This window comes from Methylomonas sp. LL1 (assembly GCF_015711015.1).
GTDB lineage: Bacteria > Pseudomonadota > Gammaproteobacteria > Methylococcales > Methylomonadaceae > Methylomonas.
This window is the reverse complement of the sequence record NZ_CP064653.1, coordinates 4,771,562-4,791,516: the sequence shown is the minus strand read 5'-3', so window position 1 is coordinate 4,791,516 and position 19,955 is coordinate 4,771,562. Positions and strand designations below refer to the sequence as shown.

Annotated in this window: 19 protein-coding genes; 12 read left to right on the top strand and 7 right to left on the bottom strand. The window is 52.9% G+C overall.

The features are described 5' to 3' along the window. Window positions 1–141: 141 nt before the first annotated feature. Together IVG45_RS22445 and IVG45_RS22440 are read right to left on the bottom strand one after the other, a co-directional pair. Window positions 142–1,176, bottom strand: a complete 1,035-nt coding sequence (locus IVG45_RS22445; RefSeq protein ID WP_230874697.1) for an AraC family transcriptional regulator — start codon at window positions 1,174–1,176, stop codon at window positions 142–144. A gap of 138 nt (window positions 1,177–1,314) precedes the next feature. Then, on the bottom strand, window positions 1,315–1,986 hold the full coding sequence (locus IVG45_RS22440; protein ID WP_196435960.1) for a hypothetical protein: 672 nt from the start codon (window positions 1,984–1,986) through the stop codon (window positions 1,315–1,317). Between the two features lie 376 nt (window positions 1,987–2,362). On the opposite strand from IVG45_RS22440, the gene IVG45_RS22435 reads away from it, so the two are divergent. The 8 genes from IVG45_RS22435 to IVG45_RS22400 all read left to right on the top strand — a co-directional run bounded on the left by IVG45_RS22435 (window position 2,363) and on the right by IVG45_RS22400 (window position 10,012). After that, complete coding sequence (locus IVG45_RS22435; protein WP_196435959.1) at window positions 2,363–2,548, top strand: YezD family protein; 186 nt, start codon at window positions 2,363–2,365, stop codon at window positions 2,546–2,548. Between the two features lie 115 nt (window positions 2,549–2,663). Then, window positions 2,664–4,181, top strand: a complete 1,518-nt coding sequence (locus IVG45_RS22430; RefSeq protein WP_196435958.1) for an alginate export family protein — start codon at window positions 2,664–2,666, stop codon at window positions 4,179–4,181. Between the two features lie 217 nt (window positions 4,182–4,398). Further along, window positions 4,399–5,403, top strand: coding sequence for a sulfate ABC transporter substrate-binding protein (locus IVG45_RS22425; RefSeq protein ID WP_196435957.1), 1,005 nt, complete (start codon window positions 4,399–4,401; stop codon window positions 5,401–5,403). A gap of 129 nt (window positions 5,404–5,532) precedes the next feature. Continuing rightward, window positions 5,533–6,360: a sulfate ABC transporter permease subunit CysT gene (gene cysT, locus IVG45_RS22420; RefSeq protein ID WP_196435956.1), complete on the top strand. Its 828-nt coding sequence runs from the start codon at window positions 5,533–5,535 to the stop codon at window positions 6,358–6,360. 11 nt (window positions 6,361–6,371) lie between these two features. Continuing rightward, on the top strand, window positions 6,372–7,226 hold the full coding sequence (cysW, locus tag IVG45_RS22415) for a sulfate ABC transporter permease subunit CysW (RefSeq protein WP_196435955.1): 855 nt from the start codon (window positions 6,372–6,374) through the stop codon (window positions 7,224–7,226). Window positions 7,227–7,286: 60 nt separating this feature from the next. Further along, on the top strand, window positions 7,287–8,330 hold the full coding sequence (locus IVG45_RS22410) for a sulfate/molybdate ABC transporter ATP-binding protein (RefSeq protein WP_196435954.1): 1,044 nt from the start codon (window positions 7,287–7,289) through the stop codon (window positions 8,328–8,330). A gap of 525 nt (window positions 8,331–8,855) precedes the next feature. Then, the gene (locus IVG45_RS22405) at window positions 8,856–9,152 is read left to right on the top strand and encodes a transposase (RefSeq protein WP_196433868.1); all 297 of its coding nucleotides are present in this window, start codon (window positions 8,856–8,858) and stop codon (window positions 9,150–9,152) included. Next, window positions 9,149–10,012, top strand: a complete 864-nt coding sequence (locus tag IVG45_RS22400; RefSeq protein WP_196438121.1) for an IS3 family transposase — start codon at window positions 9,149–9,151, stop codon at window positions 10,010–10,012. The genes IVG45_RS22405 and IVG45_RS22400 overlap by 4 nt, the downstream gene beginning before the upstream one ends. Window positions 10,013–10,039: 27 nt before the next feature. Here IVG45_RS22400 and IVG45_RS22395 read toward each other — a convergent pair whose 3' ends face one another. Continuing rightward, complete coding sequence (locus IVG45_RS22395) at window positions 10,040–10,873, bottom strand: ketose-bisphosphate aldolase (RefSeq protein ID WP_442923350.1); 834 nt, start codon at window positions 10,871–10,873, stop codon at window positions 10,040–10,042. Between the two features lie 392 nt (window positions 10,874–11,265). Here IVG45_RS22395 and IVG45_RS22390 point away from each other — a divergent pair, with 392 nt between their 5' ends. Next, window positions 11,266–11,667 carry a hypothetical protein gene (locus IVG45_RS22390; protein ID WP_196435953.1) on the top strand — a complete coding sequence of 134 codons (402 nt, stop codon included), beginning with the start codon at window positions 11,266–11,268 and terminating at the stop codon, window positions 11,665–11,667. A 38-nt stretch (window positions 11,668–11,705) separates the two neighbouring features. Further along, window positions 11,706–12,146: a hypothetical protein gene (locus IVG45_RS22385; protein WP_196435952.1), complete on the top strand. Its 441-nt coding sequence runs from the start codon at window positions 11,706–11,708 to the stop codon at window positions 12,144–12,146. Window positions 12,147–12,227: 81 nt separating this feature from the next. Here IVG45_RS22385 and IVG45_RS22380 read toward each other — a convergent pair whose 3' ends face one another. From IVG45_RS22380 to IVG45_RS22370, 3 genes are all read right to left on the bottom strand, one after another. Beyond that, window positions 12,228–12,635 carry a hypothetical protein gene (locus IVG45_RS22380; RefSeq protein WP_196435951.1) on the bottom strand — a complete coding sequence of 136 codons (408 nt, stop codon included), beginning with the start codon at window positions 12,633–12,635 and terminating at the stop codon, window positions 12,228–12,230. Between the two features lie 65 nt (window positions 12,636–12,700). Beyond that, entirely contained in the window at window positions 12,701–13,744 is a 1,044-nt protein-coding gene (locus IVG45_RS22375) for a methyltransferase domain-containing protein (protein ID WP_196435950.1), read from the bottom strand. A gap of 101 nt (window positions 13,745–13,845) precedes the next feature. Next, window positions 13,846–15,321: a RimK family protein gene (locus tag IVG45_RS22370; RefSeq protein WP_196435949.1), complete on the bottom strand. Its 1,476-nt coding sequence runs from the start codon at window positions 15,319–15,321 to the stop codon at window positions 13,846–13,848. Window positions 15,322–15,435: 114 nt separating this feature from the next. Here IVG45_RS22370 and IVG45_RS22365 point away from each other — a divergent pair, with 114 nt between their 5' ends. Both IVG45_RS22365 and IVG45_RS22360 read left to right on the top strand, forming a co-directional pair. After that, window positions 15,436–16,527, top strand: a complete 1,092-nt coding sequence (locus IVG45_RS22365) for a DUF2817 domain-containing protein (protein WP_196435948.1) — start codon at window positions 15,436–15,438, stop codon at window positions 16,525–16,527. Further along, on the top strand, window positions 16,524–17,633 hold the full coding sequence (locus tag IVG45_RS22360) for a GNAT family N-acetyltransferase/peptidase C39 family protein (RefSeq protein WP_230874696.1): 1,110 nt from the start codon (window positions 16,524–16,526) through the stop codon (window positions 17,631–17,633). The genes IVG45_RS22365 and IVG45_RS22360 overlap by 4 nt, the downstream gene beginning before the upstream one ends. On the opposite strand, the gene IVG45_RS22355 is transcribed toward IVG45_RS22360, so the two are convergent. Next, window positions 17,623–19,863, bottom strand: coding sequence for a sensor domain-containing phosphodiesterase (locus IVG45_RS22355; RefSeq protein WP_196435946.1), 2,241 nt, complete (start codon window positions 19,861–19,863; stop codon window positions 17,623–17,625). The two genes, IVG45_RS22360 and IVG45_RS22355, sit on opposite strands and share 11 nt — an antisense overlap. Between the last annotated feature and the right edge of the window lie 92 nt (window positions 19,864–19,955).

The following is a 19,955-nucleotide window of genomic DNA, read 5'->3' as shown; positions in this document are numbered from 1 at the left end:
CAGGAGCAGATTAACGAGCAAAAATACGACGGACTTCCAGATTGATAAGACAGGAATAGAAATTTATGGCGACCGATAAAATACCATTAATTTCAAAGCATTGAACAATTACAAAATGATAAAACTGGAAACCTGACCCGATCAGGCCGATGATGAAGCATGCATTTTTCGGTATTGCCCCGGCGCCATGCCGACCATATCGCGGAACGCCGAATAAAAATTGGACTGGGTGCTGAAACCCACCGACAAGCCGATAGCCAACACCGATGCACTCGGATCGGCCAGCAACAGCTTTTTAGCCTCGTCTATGCGCTGCTGGCGAATGTAACGGGAAAAACCTTGTTGAAATTCGGTGTTGATCAGTTCGGACAATTGGTGCTGGCTCAACTCCAGTTGCTCGGCCAGCAGTGCCAGATTCAGAGTTTCCAAAGTATAAAGCTTGTCCTTTTTCATCAAGGCATCGAGTTTGGCAAGCACTGCAGTTTTATCGATATTTTTAAGCGTCGATTCGGCATAGGCGGCCTGCACCGCTTCCGACACATCGGCGGCGATGCTCGGAAAACGCAGCAAGGTCAGCGTCACCGCAAAAAACGCCAGCCCTATCAGCATGCTGTAGCCGCTAATAAAATCCGTCTCGTTCAGCAAAGGCCAGATAAAACCCAGCACCAACACCGCCACGGCAATCGCAAACAATGCCCCCAAAGCCAACAGTTCCAAGTGAAAACGCTGCCGCTGCTTGCGCAAGCCATAAACAATTTTAGCCAGCCACAACAAATAACCGCTACCGACTAAAAATGCAGCCGGCAAGGCCAAGTGGTAAGACAGTACCGGGCTCAGCAGCAAGGGCATGGCATGCAGCGCATCGAGCCAGCGGTAACTCACCTCGGCAATCAATAACTGGCGGCTGTAAAAATAAAAGCTGGGGGCAATGCCGTACAGCAATACCAGGTAAAGCGTCGAATGCACCTGATCGAATTGGCTCAATAACAGGCCGAGATGCAGACTTTGAATAGCCGCCAAACCGGCAACCAACAAAAAACCGGCCAATTTCGAAGCGCAACGCAGCGGTTCCTGGCGTTGCAAAATATTGCCGACGATCAGCAACGCCGCCGCGCCAAGCGAAAAACCGATGAATAACAGGGAAGCGATTTGCATGAAGGATAAGATAGCAAGCATGGGCTGCTAATTTTAGACAGCATTCCGTCTCGCGTGGTGGGACGGACGCTAAATTAAGCCTAGCAATGGCTAAATTTACCTATCGGGAAGTGTTGGTTCCCACGCCGGAACGTGAGAACGACTGAAAAACGCAGTGGATTAATGCCTACCGCAACCCATTCTCTGCGTGCCATTGAAGAAAGCGAATCCCACCATCGTGCCGAACAACCAGAATGCGGCGGGTAACGGAACCACTTGTACGGCAGCGTTATTGGTGTCCGGGGCAAAGTCGGAGATTTGCCCAAAACCGGCTGGCAGAGCGCCGTCGCGCGGCCACAGGTTCCAAGTGTAAGCCGTTTTGGCAACGCCGTCCGCTGATGATGGCAATAAATCGCCGGCAAGGTCGGCCACCAGTTGGTTGCCTTGTATCACGGCTGTACCCTTACCGAACGAGGTGCTACTGGCTGTAGGCACCAACAGATTAACGGCTCCGCTGCCATCGAAATTAAACCGGACCACCGCATCGAAAAGCACGTTCGGTAGACCGTCCGCCTCAAACCGGCCGGTTCCGGCACCGCGATCGAAACCCCAAATGTAAAACCCACTCGGCGATCCGCCGATAGATCCGGCAAAAGTGCTTTCGAAATGGAAAATATCGGTAGCCGGGTTGTAAGTGACCAGCGCGCTGATCACATCCAAATCGCCGGCCATGCTACCGGAGTATCCAGCCAGATAGTCCGCCGCCGGATCGCTAACCGTACTGGCACCCACTTGCAAGGACCAACCTAATATAACAGCGATAAATAAGTGTTTTGCAATGCTTAAGTTCATACGTCCATCCTATGTTGATATATTGCCAAAGTGCAGCCAAAGTATAGTCTTTACAATAGTTTGCCGCTTATTTAATTAGCTAGTAACTTTCCGCTATTGCGTAGCCAATTGAGCAAATGTCCAGCTTGCGTCGTGAAACGAGCGCGCACAAAATCAAGCTCGTCCCGTCGTGAATTCCAATCGCGGTTCAAAAGGTTCAATCTGCTTAAATTTTAACCATCCGTCAAAATCGATATAGTTATTACCTATCGGCATATAGCATTTTTCGAAAAACATATCGTTAATTACCGTTTTAATTATCGATTTATTTTAGTTAGCATCTGTCCATCGAAAACAGCGAAACCAACGCGGATTTATATTCAAGAAGGAGCACCCCATGACCGATCAAATTGATGCCGATTTTTTTAAATTATCCCAAAGTCAGGAGATCGCCCAGCGCATTAGCACCATCCTGCAAGGCATCCGTTTCGGCTCGATCGAAATCGTGGTGCATGACGGGCGTATCGTGCAAATCGATAAACACGAAAAATTCAGAGTCAAAAACGATTCGGCTACCCATTAATCGTATCCACCGAAAGATCGGCGATACAAAAACAGAAACGACACACTGACCGGACCACCGGAAGTTACCGTGATTAACACTCATTGATTACCTAACACCACTCGAAAGGTCAGCCATGAAACAACAATTTTTCAAAACAGCGAGCAAGACGCGACTGGCGGGCGTGTTATTGCTGTTGCCGCAATTAGTCAACGCCGAGGATTACTATCGTCCGACCAAAGGCTACCGGGTCGAACCCGCGGGCGATGTCCCGGCATATGTGCGCAGCTTGAGTAAAACTCAGTTCGAGCAATTCCGCGATGTGGAATGGCTGGACCTGGGTCTGGATTTTCGCAGCCGCTATGAATACCGGGAAAACGATTTGCGGCCATGGACCGACACCTCGTCCGGTACCGCCGTCAGTAAATATCGCGCCGAACCGGACAACTTGTGGTTACTCAGGACGCGCGCCTATGTCGGAATCAAGGATATTCTCGACCCGCTACGCTTTGCCGTCGAGATGGAAGACGCGCGGAGTTATAACGGTAACTACGAAACCAGCGACGCGGATGTCAACGAGTTCGAATTAATCCAGGCCTACGGCGAGTTATATTTCGACAATGCCCTGGGACATAACCGGCCGATCAGCATACGCGCCGGCCGCCAACACTTGGAAGTGTTGGATAGGCGCTTGGTGGGCAACAATGAGTTCCGCAACACTACCAACAACTTCGAAGGTTATCGGCTGCGTTTCGGTAAAAAGCAAAACAACTGGGACCTGGACACCTTTGTGTTTCAACCGGTCGAACGCTACAAATACGAATTCGACCAACCGGATGAAGATACCTGGTTTTATGGCGCGGTACTGAGCATACGGGAATGGTCCGATTTCATCACCATCCAGCCGTATTTTTTGGGTAGAAATACCGACGGCGACCCGAACAACAGCGTGGCGGCTAACCGGAAAAACGACCGCAGCATCTATGCGCCCGGTTTAAGGGTATACGGTCTGTTCGGTGAAAGCGGTTTTGATTTCGATGGCGATATCAATAAACAATTCGGCCGCTTTGGCGAAACCGTAAATGGAACACAGCAGTTGCGTCAGCATGACGCCTTGGCCTACTCATTGGAGGTGGGCTACAGCTTCGATCACGATTGGAAACCGCGAGCCAGTCTGTACTATGGCTATGGCACCGGCGACAAACAATCGGGCGATGGTTACAACCAGCGTTTCGATGCCTTTTACGGCTTCAACCAACCCTGGTCGCGCAACGATTATTATTCCTGGGATAACCTGCATGCACCGAAAGCACGCTTGGAATTCACCCCTTACAACAATGTGCGGGTCGATCTGGGTTACAACGCCTATTGGCTGGAAAGCGAAACCGGTGGTTGGAACCGGGCCAACTTGCGTGATCGGACCGGCCAAAGCGGTAGTTTCATGGGTCATGAATTCGACATTCGTTTGCGGCACAAACTCAATCCCTATATCGACTGGAGCATGAGCTATGCCCGCTTCACACCTGGCGACTACACCGAGTCCTTCGACAGGGGCAATACCGCCGCCGGCCCCTTTACCTCCGAACCCAGCAATTTCTTTTATTTCGAAGTTTCGCTGAATGCGTTCGGGGACGGTAAACCGAAGTACCGATAACCAGACCCGGCCGACACAGGTTCAAGGACTCAAACGGAAGCCGTAAAGTCTTCGCCGTCTTGAGCCCGTGCTTTCATCCGGGCTTTTATATCTTATTTCAAGATATTTAATTCTAAACATATCGCTTTTGCTGACCGTTGAAGTTGCATAGACTAGCGCCAGCTCAAACGGCAGCCATCCGAAACCCGACATTTTGATTTCAACCTTAGGAGAAGTCATGCAATTTCCAAACACAGTAAAACCCCTACTCTTCGGTTTAACCCTGTTACTTGGCGGTAACGCCTGGGCCGATAGAACCCTTTTGAATGTGTCCTACGATCCGACTCGCGAGTTCTATCAAGCATTCAATCAAGAGTTCATCAAACACTGGAAAGAAAAAACCGGCGAAGACGTCAACGTCCAACAATCGCATGGCGGCGGCGGCAAACAAACCCGAGCCGTCATCGACGGCCTGGAAGCCGACGTGGTTACCCTGGCCTTATCCGGGGACATTGATCAAATCGCGGAAAGAGCGGGCTTATTCCCGAAAGACTGGCAAAAACGCCTGCCCAACAACAGTTTGCCTTATACCTCAACCATCGTGTTTCTGGTCCGCAAGGGCAATCCGAAAGCCATTAAAAACTGGGACGATCTGGCCAAGGCAGGTATCTCCGTCATCACTCCAAACCCAAAAACTTCCGGCGGCGCCCGTTATAACTATCTGGCGGCCTGGGCATTCGGCGAAAAAACTTTTGGCAGCAAGGACGCCGCCAAGGATTTTGTGAAAAAAATCTTTAAAAACGTACCGGTACTGGATTCCGGCGCGCGCGGTTCCACCACCACCTTTATCCAGCGCGGCATTGGCGACGTCTTGATCACCTGGGAAAACGAAGCTTTTCTAGCCTTGAAAGAATATGGTGCCGGAGAATATGAGATCGTGGTGCCGCCGGTCAGCATCAAGGCCGAAACCCCGGTGACAGTGGTGGACAAAGTCGCCAAGAAAAATGGCAATCTGGACTTGGCGGAAGCCTATTTGCAATACCTGTATACCCCAGTCGGCCAGAAACTGGTGGCCAAGCATTTTTATCGGCCGTCGCATCCTGAATTTGCCGATGCCGAAGATTTGAAACGCTTCCCGAAACTGGACTTTTTCACCGTCGACGCACAGTTCGGCGGCTGGACCAATGTGCAGAAAGACCATTTTGACGATGGCGCGAACTTCGATCAAATCTACGCCCCATAAGCAACACTGTCGGCGAGGGGTATTAGTGTTACTAACACCCCTCGTTTCACCCGGCCGAGAGGTTGGCGTGCAAAAAACGGATGAGAGATATCACACCGCTGTTTTTTAACTTAACCCAAGATCAACCCCATGCCACAAAGCCACATCATGCCGGGATTTCGCCCGGCGCTCGGTTTCACCGTGTTTTACCTGACGCTGATCGTGTTGATACCGCTCTGCGCGATGCTGCTGAAAACCCTGCAACTCAGCCTGGACCAGTTCTGGGCCATTATGACCAACCCGCGGGTCCTAGCCTCCTTTCGGGTCAGCTTCGGGGCGGCCCTGATGGCGGCTGCCGTGGCGGCGCTACTGGGATTTATCATCGCCTGGTGCTTGGTGCGCTACCCCTTCCCCGGTAAAAAAATCTTCGATGCGCTGATCGACCTGCCGTTTGCCTTGCCGACCGCCGTGGCCGGCATCGTGCTGGCCACCATTTACGAACCCAAGGGCTGGATCGGCCAATGGGTGATGGAGGCCATCGGCGTGCAGATTGCCTACAAACCGCTGGGCATCGTGTTTGCATTGATCTTCATCGGCCTGCCGTTCGTGGTGCGCACCATCGAACCTGTATTGCAGGAATTCGACCAAGCCATGGAGGAAGCCGCCGCCAGTCTCGGCGCCACCCGTTGGCAGGCCTTTGTTAAAGTGATTTTCCCCAATATCTTGCCGGCGGCGATCACCGGTTTTGCGCTGGCATTTGCCCGGGGTGTCGGCGAGTACGGTTCGGTGATTTTTATCGCCGGCAATATGCCTTATATCTCCGAGGTGGTGCCGCTGCTGATCATCACCAAATTGGAACAATACGACTACGCCGGCGCTACCGCCATCGGTCTGACCATGCTGGTCCTGTCGTTTGTATTGCTGTTGTTGATCAATAGTCTGCAAGGCTGGATACGCCGCCGCGGTGGACAACTTTAAGAGGTCTTGTGATGAACGCCATAAATCCTAGTTTTAGCCAGCGCGCCAAGCCGCTGACCTTGACCGACGCGACCTGGGTACGCCGCACGCTGGTTTTTTTTAGCCTAGCCACCATTGTCTTGTTTTTGATCCTGCCGTTGGCCACGGTATTGATTGAAGCCTTTGCCAAGGGCTGGGCGGCTTATGCCTCCAGTTTAAGCCATCCCGACGCCTTGGCCGCGATGCGGTTAACCTTGCTGACGGCCGCCATTTGCGTGCCGCTGACCACCGTATTTGGGGTGTCGGCGGCTTGGGCCATTGCCCGCTTCGAGTTTCGCGGCAAGAGTTTGTTGGTAACCTTGATCGACTTACCGTTTTCGGTGTCGCCGGTGATTGCCGGCTTGATTTATGTGCTGATTTTCGGCGCCCAAGGCTGGATAGGCCCGTGGCTGTCCGCGCACGACATTAAAGTCATTTTCGCGGTACCCGGCATCGTGCTGGCGACCTTGTTCGTGACCTTTCCGTTCGTGGCGCGCGAGTTGATTCCACTGATGCAGGAAATCGGCCACGAAGAGGAGGAAGCCGCGCTCTCGCTGGGCGCCAGCGGCTGGCAAACCTTTTTTAAAATCACCTTGCCCAACATCAAATGGGGTTTGCTGTACGGCGTATTGCTGTGCAATGCCAGGGCCATGGGCGAATTCGGCGCCGTGTCGGTGGTGTCCGGCCACATTCGCGGCCTGACCAACACCCTGCCCTTGCATGTCGAAGTCAGCTACAACGAATACGATTTCGTCGGCGCCTTTGCCAGCGCCTCGCTGCTGGCCGGATTGGCGGTGGTGACACTGGTGGTGAAGACCTTCCTGGAGTGGAAGCAGAAACAAGATTAAAGGCATCCCGGCGAGCCGCCACCGAATGATGATCAGAGCACGCATTTTACGAGACATAGCATGAGCATTACTTTACAAAATATCAGTAAACAATTCGGCGCCTTTAAAGCGTTGGACAATATCAACCTCGAAATTCCCGAAGGCGAATTGGTGGCCCTACTCGGACCATCCGGTTGCGGCAAAACCACCTTGTTGCGCATCATTGCCGGCCTGGAACAAGCCGACCGGGGCGAGGTTTACCTGAAGGGCGACAATGTCACCGAACAACCGGTGAAAAACCGCCAGATCGGCTTCGTGTTTCAGCACTATGCCTTGTTTCGGCACATGACCGTGTTCGACAACATCGCCTTCGGCCTGCGAGTCAAACCGCGCAAGCAGCGTCCCAGCGAAGCCTTGATCCGGGACAAGGTCCATTCCTTGTTGCAACTGGTGCAACTGGACTGGCTGCACGACCGTTTTCCGGATCAACTGTCCGGCGGCCAGCGCCAGCGTATTGCCCTGGCGCGCGCTTTGGCGGTCGAACCGTCTGTGCTGCTGCTGGACGAACCCTTCGGCGCGCTGGATGCCAGCGTGCGCAAGGACTTACGCCAATGGTTGCGACATTTGCATCACGAGCTGAATGTCACCAGTATTTTCGTCACCCACGACCAGGAGGAAGCGATGGAGGTGGCCAGCCAGATCGTGGTGCTCAATCACGGCAAGATCGAACAAAAAGGCACGCCCAGCGAGATTTACGATCAGCCCAAGAATGACTTCGTCTCGCAATTCATCGGCCAAACCAACGTGTTTCATCTGCAACACGATGACGCCCACTGGCTGAAAAGCGCCGGCATCATTATCGACGATCCGCAAGGCATCATCGCTCATGTGCGCCCGCACAATATCGCGGTGGAAAAAGCCCGCGACCAGAACAAATCCGGTATCGTACTCAGCGATTGGCAGCATCTGGGAAGCACCATCCGCCTAGAACTACAGCGCCTCGACAACGAAGGTTCGCCCAACATCATCTACGCCGAAATGCCCAACGCCCAGTTTCAGGAGTTGGAATTACAGAAAGGCGAGCACGTCAATCTGCACATCAAACATGCGCATTGGTTCGATTGAGTGCCGTTCAATAACATAGATTTGCAGTTCCATCACCAGGCCGACGTCGCCATCGTATGTCAGGCTTATGCGCTGATGTCGGATGACACAATTAATAAAAACTGAACGATTGATTTATAAAGGCTATTTCGTTTTTTGTGTTACTATCAAGGCTGGTTTTGACGTAATTTTTGAAATAAACCGGATTTTCTGCCGGAAATAGTGAAAAATTTCAGTGGACACTTGTAACTGTAGGACACGGCAAGTTTCGGCCAAAACCGGACTGCTGTCTATGATTTTGAGTGACAGCAATTGAATAAGTAACTGCCTTCCAAGTTAGCCATGCATGCTTGATTGAAAGACCTGACCCCGATTTCTCCTTGCATCCTCACAATTAATGTTGACGAGATTTACGTCTCAACGAAGCCAACCCTGTCAAACCAAGCACACCGGAACTGAACAGCCAAATGGCAGCGGGAACAGGTGATGTGGCTACACTAAACCGGACACACTTTTTAAAATAACCTGAAAAAGCGTGAATCCAAAATGAGCCAAGAAAAACCCAATACCTATACAGCCGAATTCAGAGCCTCAGCCGTCAAGTTGGCGAATGAATCCGATAAACCGATCAGCCAGGTAGCCCAGGATCTTGGCATTAACGTCAATACCTTGCATACCTGGATAGGAAAATACAGTCGCCCCAAAGACAGCAATAAAGCGGTCCGTACCGATGAACATCTGTACGATGAACTCAAGCGCCTTAAGAAGGAAGTGGCCCGATTGACCGAGGAGCGCGATTTACTAAAAAAGGCAGCGGCGTACTTCGCCAAGGAACAAAGATGAAGTACGCCTGGATCAAGCAGCATGCAGAGGACTTTGCGGTAGATACCCTGTGCCGGTTCATGAGGGTATCCCGAAGCGCCTACTACGACTGGCTGAAGCAAGGCCCCTCTGCGGGCGAACAAGACGATGCCGCCCTATCCGAGATGATCCAAAGCACCTTTGGCAAAAGCCGGGCAACCTACGGTACGCGCCGTCTCAAAGCCGCCTTATCCGCTCAGAACCGAACCGTCAGCCGCCGCCGTATCGGTCGTTTGATGCGGGAAGCGGGGTTGGCCTGTAAAACCAAGCGCAAATTCAAAGCCACGACGAATTCGAAGCATCATCAACCGGTTGCGTCCAATCACCTGGATCGGCAATTTGCCGTGGAAAAGCCCAATCAAGTCTATGCCGGCGACATCACCTATATCCATACGCAGGAGGGCTGGCTGTATCTGGCCGTGGTGATTGATCTCTATTCCCGGCAAGTCGTGGGCTGGTCTATGGCCGAACATATGCGGACCAAACTGGTGAACGATGCGCTACTGATGGCGGTTTGGAAGCGCAAGCCCGAGAAAGGCTTGCTATGGCATACCGATCGCGGCAGCCAATATGCATCGGACAGCCATCGAGCCTTATTAACGCAACACGGCATCCGGCAAAGCATGAGTCGTAAGGGAAACTGCTGGGATAATGCCGTCTCGGAAAGTTTCTTTCATACCCTGAAAACCGAGTTGATACATCACCAGACCTATCGAACCCGATCCGAGGCCAGGCAGGCCGTATTCGAATATATCGAAGTGTTTTATAACCGCGAGCGACTTCATTCCGCCCATGGCTACCTGTCGCCCGTTGACTACGAAGTGCAGCTTAAAGCTGCTTAGCTGTGTGTCCGGAAAAGTGTTGACACATCATCGGCGCATGGCACCGGTGGAAGCCATGCGTAAGTCGGTATCGATATTGACTTTGCGGACGCCGTATTTAATCCCTTCGACAATTTCCTCAACCGGCACGCCGTAAGTTTGCGGAATTTCGCCACCGTATTCGTTGATGACTTTCAGCCAATCCTGAGGCACCGAACTGGAACCGTGCATGACAAAATGGGTATTCGACAAGCGTTGTTGCAAGCTTTTTAAGCGGCTGATCACCAAAACCTCGCCGGTAGGCGGCTTGCTGAACTTGTACGCACCATGACTGGTGCCGATGGCAACAGCCAGCGCATCGATTTGGGTTTGTTTGACAAATTCGACCGCTTCATCGGGATCGGTCAGCAATTGACTATGATCTTGCTGGGTTTCCAATGCCCCCAAACAACCGATTTCACCTTCCACCGATACGCCGCAAGCATGCGCCATCCTGACCACGGCGCGAGTCACGTCCACGTTGTATTCAAAAGAAGCCGGCGTTTTCATGTCTTCCAGCAACGAGCCGTCCATCATCACCGAGCTGAAACCCGATTGAATGGCCTGCGCGCAGATGTCGGGGGTGGGCGCATGATCCCGATGCATTACAACCGGGATATGCGGATATTGTTCGACGGCCGCCAGAATCAAATGGCGTAAAAATACCTCGCCCGCATAACGATTGGCGCCGGCCGAGCCTTGCATAATCACCGGGCTATTGCAGGCATCAGCCGCTCGCATGATGGCTTGAACTTGCTCCATGTTACTGATATTGAATGCGGGAACGGCAAAGCCCTGCTCCGCCGCATAATCCAAAAGTTGTCGTAATGACACTAAAGCCATGATCGGCGCTCCTTAACTAAGTGTTTTTGGGTTCCAGTCATCACCAGGCGCCATGCACGTTTCCTGTATGACTTGATGGTAAGGCGTGGCCGGTTGGTTCGGATTTGCCCGGAACAATCACCAACAGGAAACACCACGGTGGCGCATAGTAATGTCATTAAGCTGAATAAGCCAGATCGAAACAATCCGTTCAAGAAACCTTATCGAAACAGTATCCAGTGATGATTGACCCTTAATTCATTTTTTAACTTGTTTAAAAAGCCATTCTTTCTATAATCAATCGGTCCTACCTATTTGAATGAGAAGGTAATATGACTATCCAAATCAACATCGGGGATCACGTCAGCCCGCATGCAGGATTCATCGCGTTTCCAAACTCCCGTCGCGATACGATGAGATGGGCACGTCAACGCGCGATATGGATCGCCAAGAATATACCTTCGGCCGACGTCTACTTTCGCAATATCACCGCCGGCTCCCGCTCCCTCACGGCATTACTTGCCGACAGCAACATCTGGGTCAATTTTCATGCCACGCTTAACGACTTCGGCGTAACGCCGGGGGCCGCCGGTTTTGCCACGGAATGCGCTATCGGACCCAGTGCGTTCAGGATCGGCCGATGGACCGTGCTGGCGACTTTGATACATGAACTCGCGCATTGTAATGGCGCACCTGGCGGCGCAAGCACGGCCGCCGAAGACGCGCTTCCCCATTGTGGATTGGGGACGCTTACGGAATTTCGTACCGGAGTTGACGACCCACACAGTCCCTACACACCGGGCCTTTCCGGTTAAAGCTCGCATCATTGGTTTCAGTATTCGGGGGCAAAGACATGCGACTTTTAACGTTATCCCTGTTAGTCTGTTTAATTCCCGGCACGGCCATGGCAAGGTGCGTACCGTTTGATTTCCTTAAATCAATCGACAAGATCCCTTTCATCATTCATGGCAAGGTTACTCAATCCAATAAAGCCGATCTTGTTTCCGCGCAGTGCGGCCCCGATATTTGTAAACACCAATTCAACATCGATGTAATGGAAATCCTGAAGGGAAACACATCGGCAACAAATTTGCAATTCCAGTATGACTTTGTTCATCAAAGACCGAACATTAGCCTATTTGCCGAGGGCGATGAGTACGTTTTCGCAGTCAGCAAAATAACGCCGGACGGTCAAGCCGCTTTATTCGGCAACACCTGTGGTAGATCAGGCCTTGGCGTTGAAAATATCGAGAAAATCAAACAAGCACTGAAAAGAAAACAAAGAAAGCATTGAATTTATTCAATGATAGGGCGCGAGTGAAATGACTCGGCTCGTTGTAGGCGCCAGTTGAAAAACTCCAGCGAGCTAGATTTGTCAGGGTTTGACTTCGTTTTCAGGCCACCAGCGCGGACTGGAAACCTTGCCGCTAGCGATCAGGATCGCATCTATTGCGGTGGCCAGTTTTTCAACAGTCGAACCGGTTTCGATTTTTTTGAACCACTTGCGGACAATAGGAACGGAAGGCTCGATGAAACACAGAAATCCATTTTCAAATGCCTCGTAATTTCCACAGCCGATCCACAATGGAAACGCGTCATTTTCCAACTCCACCATCACTCCCCAATCCTCGGTTCCAATAGACGAAACGGAAAAGCCATGTTCGGGCAGTTTTTGGGCGAGAAACTCCGCCAACCGTTTACCGAAGCGGCCAGGATTAATCTCTTGCTCCTCGCCGGGATAGGCGGGGAAATCGGACGAGGTAAATTCGAGGTGTGTACGCATTGCTATTCCGGGGCTTTGATAAGGTCAAGCGTAGCTTGAATTGCCAGGGAACGCTGGCGCGTAACTCAACAACACGCGCCACCAGCCGCCGCCGATTCGCCTTGCGGACCCGGCGTACAGTCGAACAAACCGAAATGGCGGGACTTGTCGCCCAAAACCTGAAAATGCTCGGCGTAGCGACTGGCGGCGAGCATGTCGGCGGTGTTGCCGCAGACTCTTAAGGGCCGGCCGGTTTCGAAATGATGATGGTCGTCCAGATCGAAGACATGCGGATGCTCCGCTATCGTGCCTAGATAGCAGGCCACCTGGCCGTAATCCTCGCAGCGGTCTTCCAACGCCATCTTGAAGGCGCGCACCGTCACCGATTTGAACTTGACCATGCCGATCTTGGCTACCACTTCCGGATCGTCCAGGCTAATGGCATTTTGCTTGACCGCCCGCACGTCCGGGCAACCCAGCGCCTGTAAAATGCGCCGGAAGTCTTCCCAATACAAGGCTCCGCCCAGGCATTCCCCCAGCAACACCGGGTCATGCCGTAGTCCACCCGGAATCCGGCGATCGGCGAATACGTCGGAAAAATATAGCTCACCGCCCGGCTTCAGCACTCGGAAGATTTCCGCCAGCACTCTGGGTTTTTCCGGCGACAGGTTGATCACGCAATTGGACACCACCACATCGATGCTGTTGTCCGCGATGCCGACCGTGGCCAGATTTTCGATATGGCCATGCAGAAAATCGACATTGGCGTAGCCGAAACGTTCGGCATGCCATTCGCGGTGGCGTACCGCCACTTCCAGTTGTTCCGGCGTCATGTCTACCCCGAGCACTCTTCCATTCGGGCCGACCAAGCGCGACAACAAATAACAGTCGCGACCGGTGCCGCACCCCAGATCCAGCACGGTTTTGCCTTCCAGGGCCGGCGGCAGCGGCGAGCCGCAACCGTAGAAGCGCTCCAGCACTTCCGGGTGCAAACCGGACAGCAAGGCCCTTAAGTAACCCGGCATCGCCTCGATGCTGCAACAGGCACTGGTTTTCAGATCGTTGCTGGATTGCAGGACTTCGCCATAGTAATGGCGGACGGTTTCGCTGATTTCGATGCTGCTGGTCATTAATCTCCCCCCCGATTTGCAATAAAGCAGATGCCGATTACATCTTCGGCTCAGTTATAACATCATTGACGCTAAACAACCCGTCCCCATGGATCGGACCTTTATTCCAGCCCCTTGCTGCGATTGTCCATCCGCCGCAGGAATTCACTCATGATCAGCCGGTACAATTCGTCGCCCAGGTATTTGTCCTCGATACCGCTGTCGATGTTCGGATTGTCATTGACTTCGATCACGTAACCCTTGCCGTCGATTTCCTTGACATCGACTCCGTAAAGGCCGTTACCTATCGGCTGCGTAGCTCTCAAGGCAGCATCCAGCACCGCCTTGGGCACTTCAAAAGTCGGCATCGTGGCGAAATTTCCGCTGTCGGTGCGGTTGGCGCCGTGCCGATAGATTTGCCAGTGATTTTTCACCATGAAATAGCGGCAGGCATACAAGGCCTTATGGTTGAATACGCCGATGCGCCAGTCGAAATCGGTATACAAAAACTCCTGCGCCAGCAGTAGCGCCGATTGTTCGAACAATTCAGCGACTTTTTGTTCCAGCTCCCGCCGGTTGTTGACCTTGACGATGCCCCTGGAGAAGGAACCGTCCGGAATCTTTATCACTACCGGGAAACCGGCGGTCGCTTCCAGCTTGTCCAGATGGGCTGCATTGCCCCGGTGTAGGATCCAGGTTTTCGGCGACGGCACCTTATGGGTGCGAAACATGTCGGCCAGATAGACTTTGTTGGCGCAGCGCAGAATAGAAGTCGGGTCGTCGATCACCACCAAACCCTCGGCCTCGGCTTTTTTGGCGAAACGGTAGGTCGGATGATCGATGGCGGTGGTTTCGCGGATGAACAGGCCGTCGAATTCCGGCAGCCGGCCATAATGTTTTTGCGTGATCAGTTCGACGTCTATGCCTAATTGCCGGCCGGTACGAATAAACTTCTTCAAGGCCGAACGGTTGCTGGGCGGCAGCTTTTCCTCAGGATTGATCAAAATCGCCAAATCGTAACGCGCCGCTTTACGGGGCCGCCCCTTGCGCCAGACTTTCTTGCTGAACTTGTCCAGCGCTTCGGCAAACAAGGTTTGCATGGTATCGTCCAAATGGCGCGGGGATATGGCGGTCAAATCGCTAATTTCCCACTGCTGCTGGCCGCGCAAGGTGATTTGCAGAATCGGACACGGGAAGCGCTCGAACAGCAAGCGGGTCAACTCCTGAAATTCCGGCTCGGGGCTGGTGCCGAAATAGCTATACAGGGTAAATTCGCCGTTTTGGTTTCGATGCTTGAAGGCACGAGCCAGGGCTTGACTCAAATCGTCCAGCTGCAAGCGATACAATGCGTTTTTGCCCAAATCGTTGATGACCTTGACCGACGGAATCACGTGATGATTGCGGGCCTCGGCCAACAGGGAACAGTAATAGCCATCGGACAGATAGGCGTAACTACCGCACAGATTGATCACCCGTACTCGCTGATCGGCATCGCCTTGCTCGGTAGCCAGATAGGTTTCGAAGGTCATTACCTGATCGCTGGGGTAATAAGGACTCCAGTCAGCAAGTTCGTCGACAACCAGCAATGTGTTGGCCATGAATAGATCCGAAAAAAGAAATTGGTGGCATTCTGAAACCGGAGCGGTTTTAAAACAAGACGCAATATGCCGCCGATTGCTATGCTACGCAAAAAAACCGACAGGTAAAGCTTGATGTCCATCCGTTTGACTTATACCGACATTGATACCGGCGTGTTTCCGGTCGATTATAGCCATGGGCGCCAGCAATGGTTGGATGCCGTCGCTAGGCTTTCGCAGCGGCAACGGCCATACCCTTGCGCGGGCCATGGCCCCGACAACGAAGCTTTGTTTACCGATACGGCCTGGATCGGTAACGACGAGGCCGAAAACGTCATGGTGCTGCTGGCCGGCACCCATGGGGTCGAAGGCCTTACCGGCAGCGCGATTCAATCCGATCTGCTGCAGCTGCTGGCTTGCGGCAAGTTTGTTATCCCTACCAACAGCGCGCTATTGCTGGTTCACGCCTTGACTCCCTGGGGCTATGCCTGGCTACGGCGCTGCGATGCCGACGGCGTTGATCTGAACCGCAACGCGGTGGACTTTTCAAGGCCCTTGCCCGATAACCCGGATTACGATCGGCTACGCTGGGCGATGTTCGAAACCGACAGCAACCAAAGGCGACAGGCCTTTGCCGACTACGAACGCGAATACGGCCGAGTTGCGCTGGAAAAAGCCATCAGCGGCGGCCAATATCTCGATCCCGCCGGCCCGTTTTACGGCGGACGAGCACCGGCACATGGCCGCTTGGTTTGCGAAGACATAATCCGCCACCATTCCCTCTCCCAGCGCCGGCTGGCGCTAATCGATCTGCATACCGGACTGGGCTCCTATGGCTACGGCGAAATCATTTGCGATCACGCCCCGGACAGCGATGGCGCAATGGTCGCCAAGCAATGGTATGGCGATGCCACCACCCTGCCCCTGGCCGGTACTTCCAGTTCGGTTCCGAAACTGGGACTACTGGATTATGCCTGGCATGCGATCATGGACAAAAACAGCTGCTACATCACCTTGGAATTCGGCACCTACAGCACCGACTGTCTATTCGAAACCCTGCTGCGCGATCACCAGTTATGGGCGCAAACCGATAACACCGCCGAACGCATGGCTCACGCCAAACTGATGCGCCGGCACTTTTGTCCGAATGATAGCGCATGGCAAGAAATGGTGCTATTCCGCGCCCGCCAGGTGATTGCACAAGGTTTGCGGGGAGTTTCGTCTTGAATCTATCCATACGCCCGGCCCAGCCTAACGATCTGGAAGCGCTGGTCAAGCTGGAAAACGCCAGCTTCGATACCGATAAACTCAGCCGCCGCAGCTTCCGCCACTGGCTGACCACCGAGCACCGAGCATTGCTGGTAGCCGAGGCCGATAAGAATATCGCCGGCTATATTTTGATCATTTACCACCCCGGCACCCGGTTAGCGCGGATTTATTCGCTGGCGGTGGCTCCCGTGCTACGTGGCCGGGGCATCGCCAAGGCGCTGATGATCGCCGGCGAGCAAGCGGCTCGCGATGACGGCAGGCTGTATTTGCGGCTGGAAGTAGGGGTCGATAACACGCCGGCCATCAATCTGTATCAAGCCTTGGGGTTTCAAAAGTTTGGTTTATACCGGGATTATTATCAGGATCACAAGGATGCCTTGCGTTACCAAAAACGCATCCGCCGTTACCGCGACACGCCGCAACACCGGCAAGTACACTGGCTGCGGCAAACTACGCCATTTACCTGCGGCCCGGCGGCCTTGATGATGGCGATGCATGCGTTGAATTCGGCCTACCTGCCGTCATTGGACGAAGAAATCAATCTGTGGCGCGAGGCCACCACCATATTCATGACATCGGGCCATGGCGGCTGCCATCCGGTGGGTCTGGCGCTGGCGGCCAAACGCCGGCAATTTTCGGTCGAAGTCTGGATCAATCAAACCGGGCCGTTATTTATCGACAGCGTGCGCAACGATGAGAAAAAACAGGTGATCGAGCTGGTGGACACTTATTTCAAACGCGAGGCCGAGGAACAGGCTATTCCCATACATTACAGCAACATCACCCAAGCCGACCTGATCGCGGCGTTCAATGACGGCGCCATCCCGCTAGTCCTGATCAGTACCTATTCGATGGATAGAAAAAAAGCCCCGCATTGGGTGGTGATGAGTGGTTTCGATGACGATTGCCTGTACATGCACGATTCCGACCCCGAAGAACACCGGCAAAGCGAACTGGATTGCCAGTTTATCCCGGTGGCGCGGAACGATTTCGAGCGGATGGCCAGTTTTGGCAAGACCCGCCTGCGAACGGCGGTGATTGTCCGCCCGTGCGTTAGCCGGTGACAAGCGATTTGGCCCTGCCTTGTTCGGTGATAAAGCCGTCAAACGCTTCGGCGCTTAACGGCCTGGAAAACAGGTAGCCTTGGGCATAATCACAACCGGTTTCCATCAACAAATCACATTGCTGTTGCGTTTCCACCCCCTCGGCTATGACTTTCATGCCCAAACGGTGAGCCATGGTGATGATGGCTTCGCAAAGCACTAAATCGCTGGATTCCGAGCTCAAATTACGCACAAACGACTGATCGATTTTCAGATAATCGATATCGAATTTTTTCAGATAGGCCAATGACGAATAGCCGGTGCCGAAATCGTCAATCGCCACCTGAATGCCGGCGTCGCGAAAACTCAGCAATTGCCGGGAAACCTGCTCGCTGGCATCAAGCAATAAGCTTTCGGTAATTTCAACCACGATGCTGTGGCCGGACAATCCCAAGCGTCGCAGATTATCGGACCAGCATTGGCTACTTTCGTTGTAAAACTGCACCGGCGATTTATTGATGCTGACTTGAAACTCGCTACCGTAAGTCGCCTGCCAAATCGCAACCTGGCCGACGGCCTGCTCGAACACCCAATTGCCGATATCCAAAATCATCCGGGTTTCTTCGGCAACCGGGATGAATTCGGCCGGACTGATAATGCCATATTCGGGATGTTGCCAACGTATCAAGGCCTCCGCCTTATGCACCTTGCCGCTTGCGAGTTCCACTATCGGCTGATAGAGCAAATAAAATTGCTTGTTGGCCAGCGCCACGCGTAAATCGCTGGCGGTGCGGGAACGCTTTTCAGCGGCAACTTGCATCGCCGGCGTGAAAAAACACCAACGATTACGTCCTTGATTTTTGGCGGCGTACATGGCCTGATCCGCGCATTTCAATAGGGCGTCTTCGGTCAGCGCATCGTCGGGATATAGCGTAATCCCGATACTGGCCGAAACATAAGCCGGCTTGCCATCCAGATCGAACGGCTCGGTTAGCTTGTGCAATATCTGCTCGGAAATTTGCTCGATTCCATCGGCGTTGGCAATATCATTCAAAATACAGGTAAATTCATCGCCTCCCAACCGGGCCACCAAATCGGTGTCTCGGACACAACTCAGCAATCTTTTTCCAGCGGCGTTCAACAAGGCATCGCCGCTGCTGTGTCCCATGGCATCGTTGACTTCCTTGAAGCGATCCAGATCGATAAACATCAAGGCTATGCGCCGGCCAGTACGGCCGGCTTTTTTAATATCCCGCGCCAACTGGTCATAAAACCGGTTTCGGTTCGGCAAGCCGGTTAACAGGTCATAATTGGCTTGCCGCCAGATAATTTCGGCCGTTTGCTTTTTTTCCGAGATGTCGGAAAAAATCCCCAAATAATGCGTCACCCGCTGCTGCTCATCCAAAATGGCGGTGATACTCAACCACTGTGGATAGAGCGAGCCGTCACGGGTTTTGTTCCAAATTTCGCCTTGCCAGTGTCCGGCGGCTTTGATGCGTTGCCACATTTGCCGATAGAAATCGGGATCATGCTGCTCCGATGACAACAACGAAGGGTTCTTGCCCAATACCTCATCGCGCCGATAGCCTGTAATGCGAGTAAAGGCCCGGTTCACCGAAACAATCTTATTGTTAATGTCGGTGATCATGATGCCTTCGGTACTGTGCTCGAACACCTTCCCGGACAAATGCAGCTGCTGATTGGTTTTTCGCTGTTCCAGCACAATGCCGATAATGAAACTACCGATTTCCAATAACTTACAGTGAAAAGGGCCGGGCAGTCGATGTTCAAAACTGGACAAGGCAAACGAACCGATGACTCGGCCGCCCTTACCGCGTATCGGCATCGACCAGCAGGCGCAAATATTGAAGTCGGTAGCTAAATGGCGAATGTCTTGCCAGCGAGGGTCGGTGAAGGCATTTTCGACATAGACCGGCTCTTGCCGATAAATGGCATTCCCACAAGAACCGGCACAAGGGCCGGGTCTCAAGCCGTTGAGTTGGGCAATCCCCTCTTGCGGTATGTTCGGCGCTACAAAGACGTTTAAATATTGTTCGGTGTCGTCCAGCAACATGACCGAAGCCACCGAGTTGGGTAATAACTGTTCTTCCAATAGGCAAAGCTTTTCGCATACTTCGCCACAATCATAACCCAGCACCACCAACTTCAAGACATCCTGCTGAAACTGTAGAATCTTGGCTTGCTCTTGTTTGTCGAGCTCGATGTATTCGGTGGTCTTATCGAGCGTCATGCAAACATTTTCAAGATTGGGCGGCTGGCTTGTCATTACTTGATGATCCCGATTCGCAACGGCGGCGAATCATATTGAAATAAAACAGACTC

Bases quoted from the DNA above. Each gene is read 5' to 3' on its own strand.
- IVG45_RS22425 (WP_196435957.1), top strand. From the start codon at position 4,399: ATGCAATTTCCAAACACAGTAAAACCCCTACTCTTCGGTTTAACCCTG.
- IVG45_RS22405 (WP_196433868.1), top strand. From the start codon at position 8,856: ATGAGCCAAGAAAAACCCAATACCTATACAGCCGAATTCAGAGCCTCA.
- IVG45_RS22365 (WP_196435948.1), top strand. From the start codon at position 15,436: ATGTCCATCCGTTTGACTTATACCGACATTGATACCGGCGTGTTTCCG.
- IVG45_RS22370 (WP_196435949.1), bottom strand. From the start codon at position 15,321: ATGGCCAACACATTGCTGGTTGTCGACGAACTTGCTGACTGGAGTCCT.
- IVG45_RS22385 (WP_196435952.1), top strand. From the start codon at position 11,706: ATGCGACTTTTAACGTTATCCCTGTTAGTCTGTTTAATTCCCGGCACG.
- IVG45_RS22410 (WP_196435954.1), top strand. From the start codon at position 7,287: ATGAGCATTACTTTACAAAATATCAGTAAACAATTCGGCGCCTTTAAA.
- IVG45_RS22435 (WP_196435959.1), top strand. From the start codon at position 2,363: ATGACCGATCAAATTGATGCCGATTTTTTTAAATTATCCCAAAGTCAG.
- IVG45_RS22400 (WP_196438121.1), top strand. From the start codon at position 9,149: ATGAAGTACGCCTGGATCAAGCAGCATGCAGAGGACTTTGCGGTAGAT.
- IVG45_RS22440 (WP_196435960.1), bottom strand. From the start codon at position 1,986: ATGAACTTAAGCATTGCAAAACACTTATTTATCGCTGTTATATTAGGT.
- IVG45_RS22395 (WP_442923350.1), bottom strand. From the start codon at position 10,873: ATGGCTTTAGTGTCATTACGACAACTTTTGGATTATGCGGCGGAGCAG.
- IVG45_RS22355 (WP_196435946.1), bottom strand. From the start codon at position 19,863: ATGACGCTCGATAAGACCACCGAATACATCGAGCTCGACAAACAAGAG.
- IVG45_RS22430 (WP_196435958.1), top strand. From the start codon at position 2,664: ATGAAACAACAATTTTTCAAAACAGCGAGCAAGACGCGACTGGCGGGC.
- IVG45_RS22375 (WP_196435950.1), bottom strand. From the start codon at position 13,744: ATGACCAGCAGCATCGAAATCAGCGAAACCGTCCGCCATTACTATGGC.
- IVG45_RS22445 (WP_230874697.1), bottom strand. From the start codon at position 1,176: ATGCTTGCTATCTTATCCTTCATGCAAATCGCTTCCCTGTTATTCATC.
- IVG45_RS22390 (WP_196435953.1), top strand. From the start codon at position 11,266: ATGAGATGGGCACGTCAACGCGCGATATGGATCGCCAAGAATATACCT.
- cysW (WP_196435955.1), top strand. From the start codon at position 6,372: ATGAACGCCATAAATCCTAGTTTTAGCCAGCGCGCCAAGCCGCTGACC.
- IVG45_RS22380 (WP_196435951.1), bottom strand. From the start codon at position 12,635: ATGCGTACACACCTCGAATTTACCTCGTCCGATTTCCCCGCCTATCCC.
- cysT (WP_196435956.1), top strand. From the start codon at position 5,533: ATGCCACAAAGCCACATCATGCCGGGATTTCGCCCGGCGCTCGGTTTC.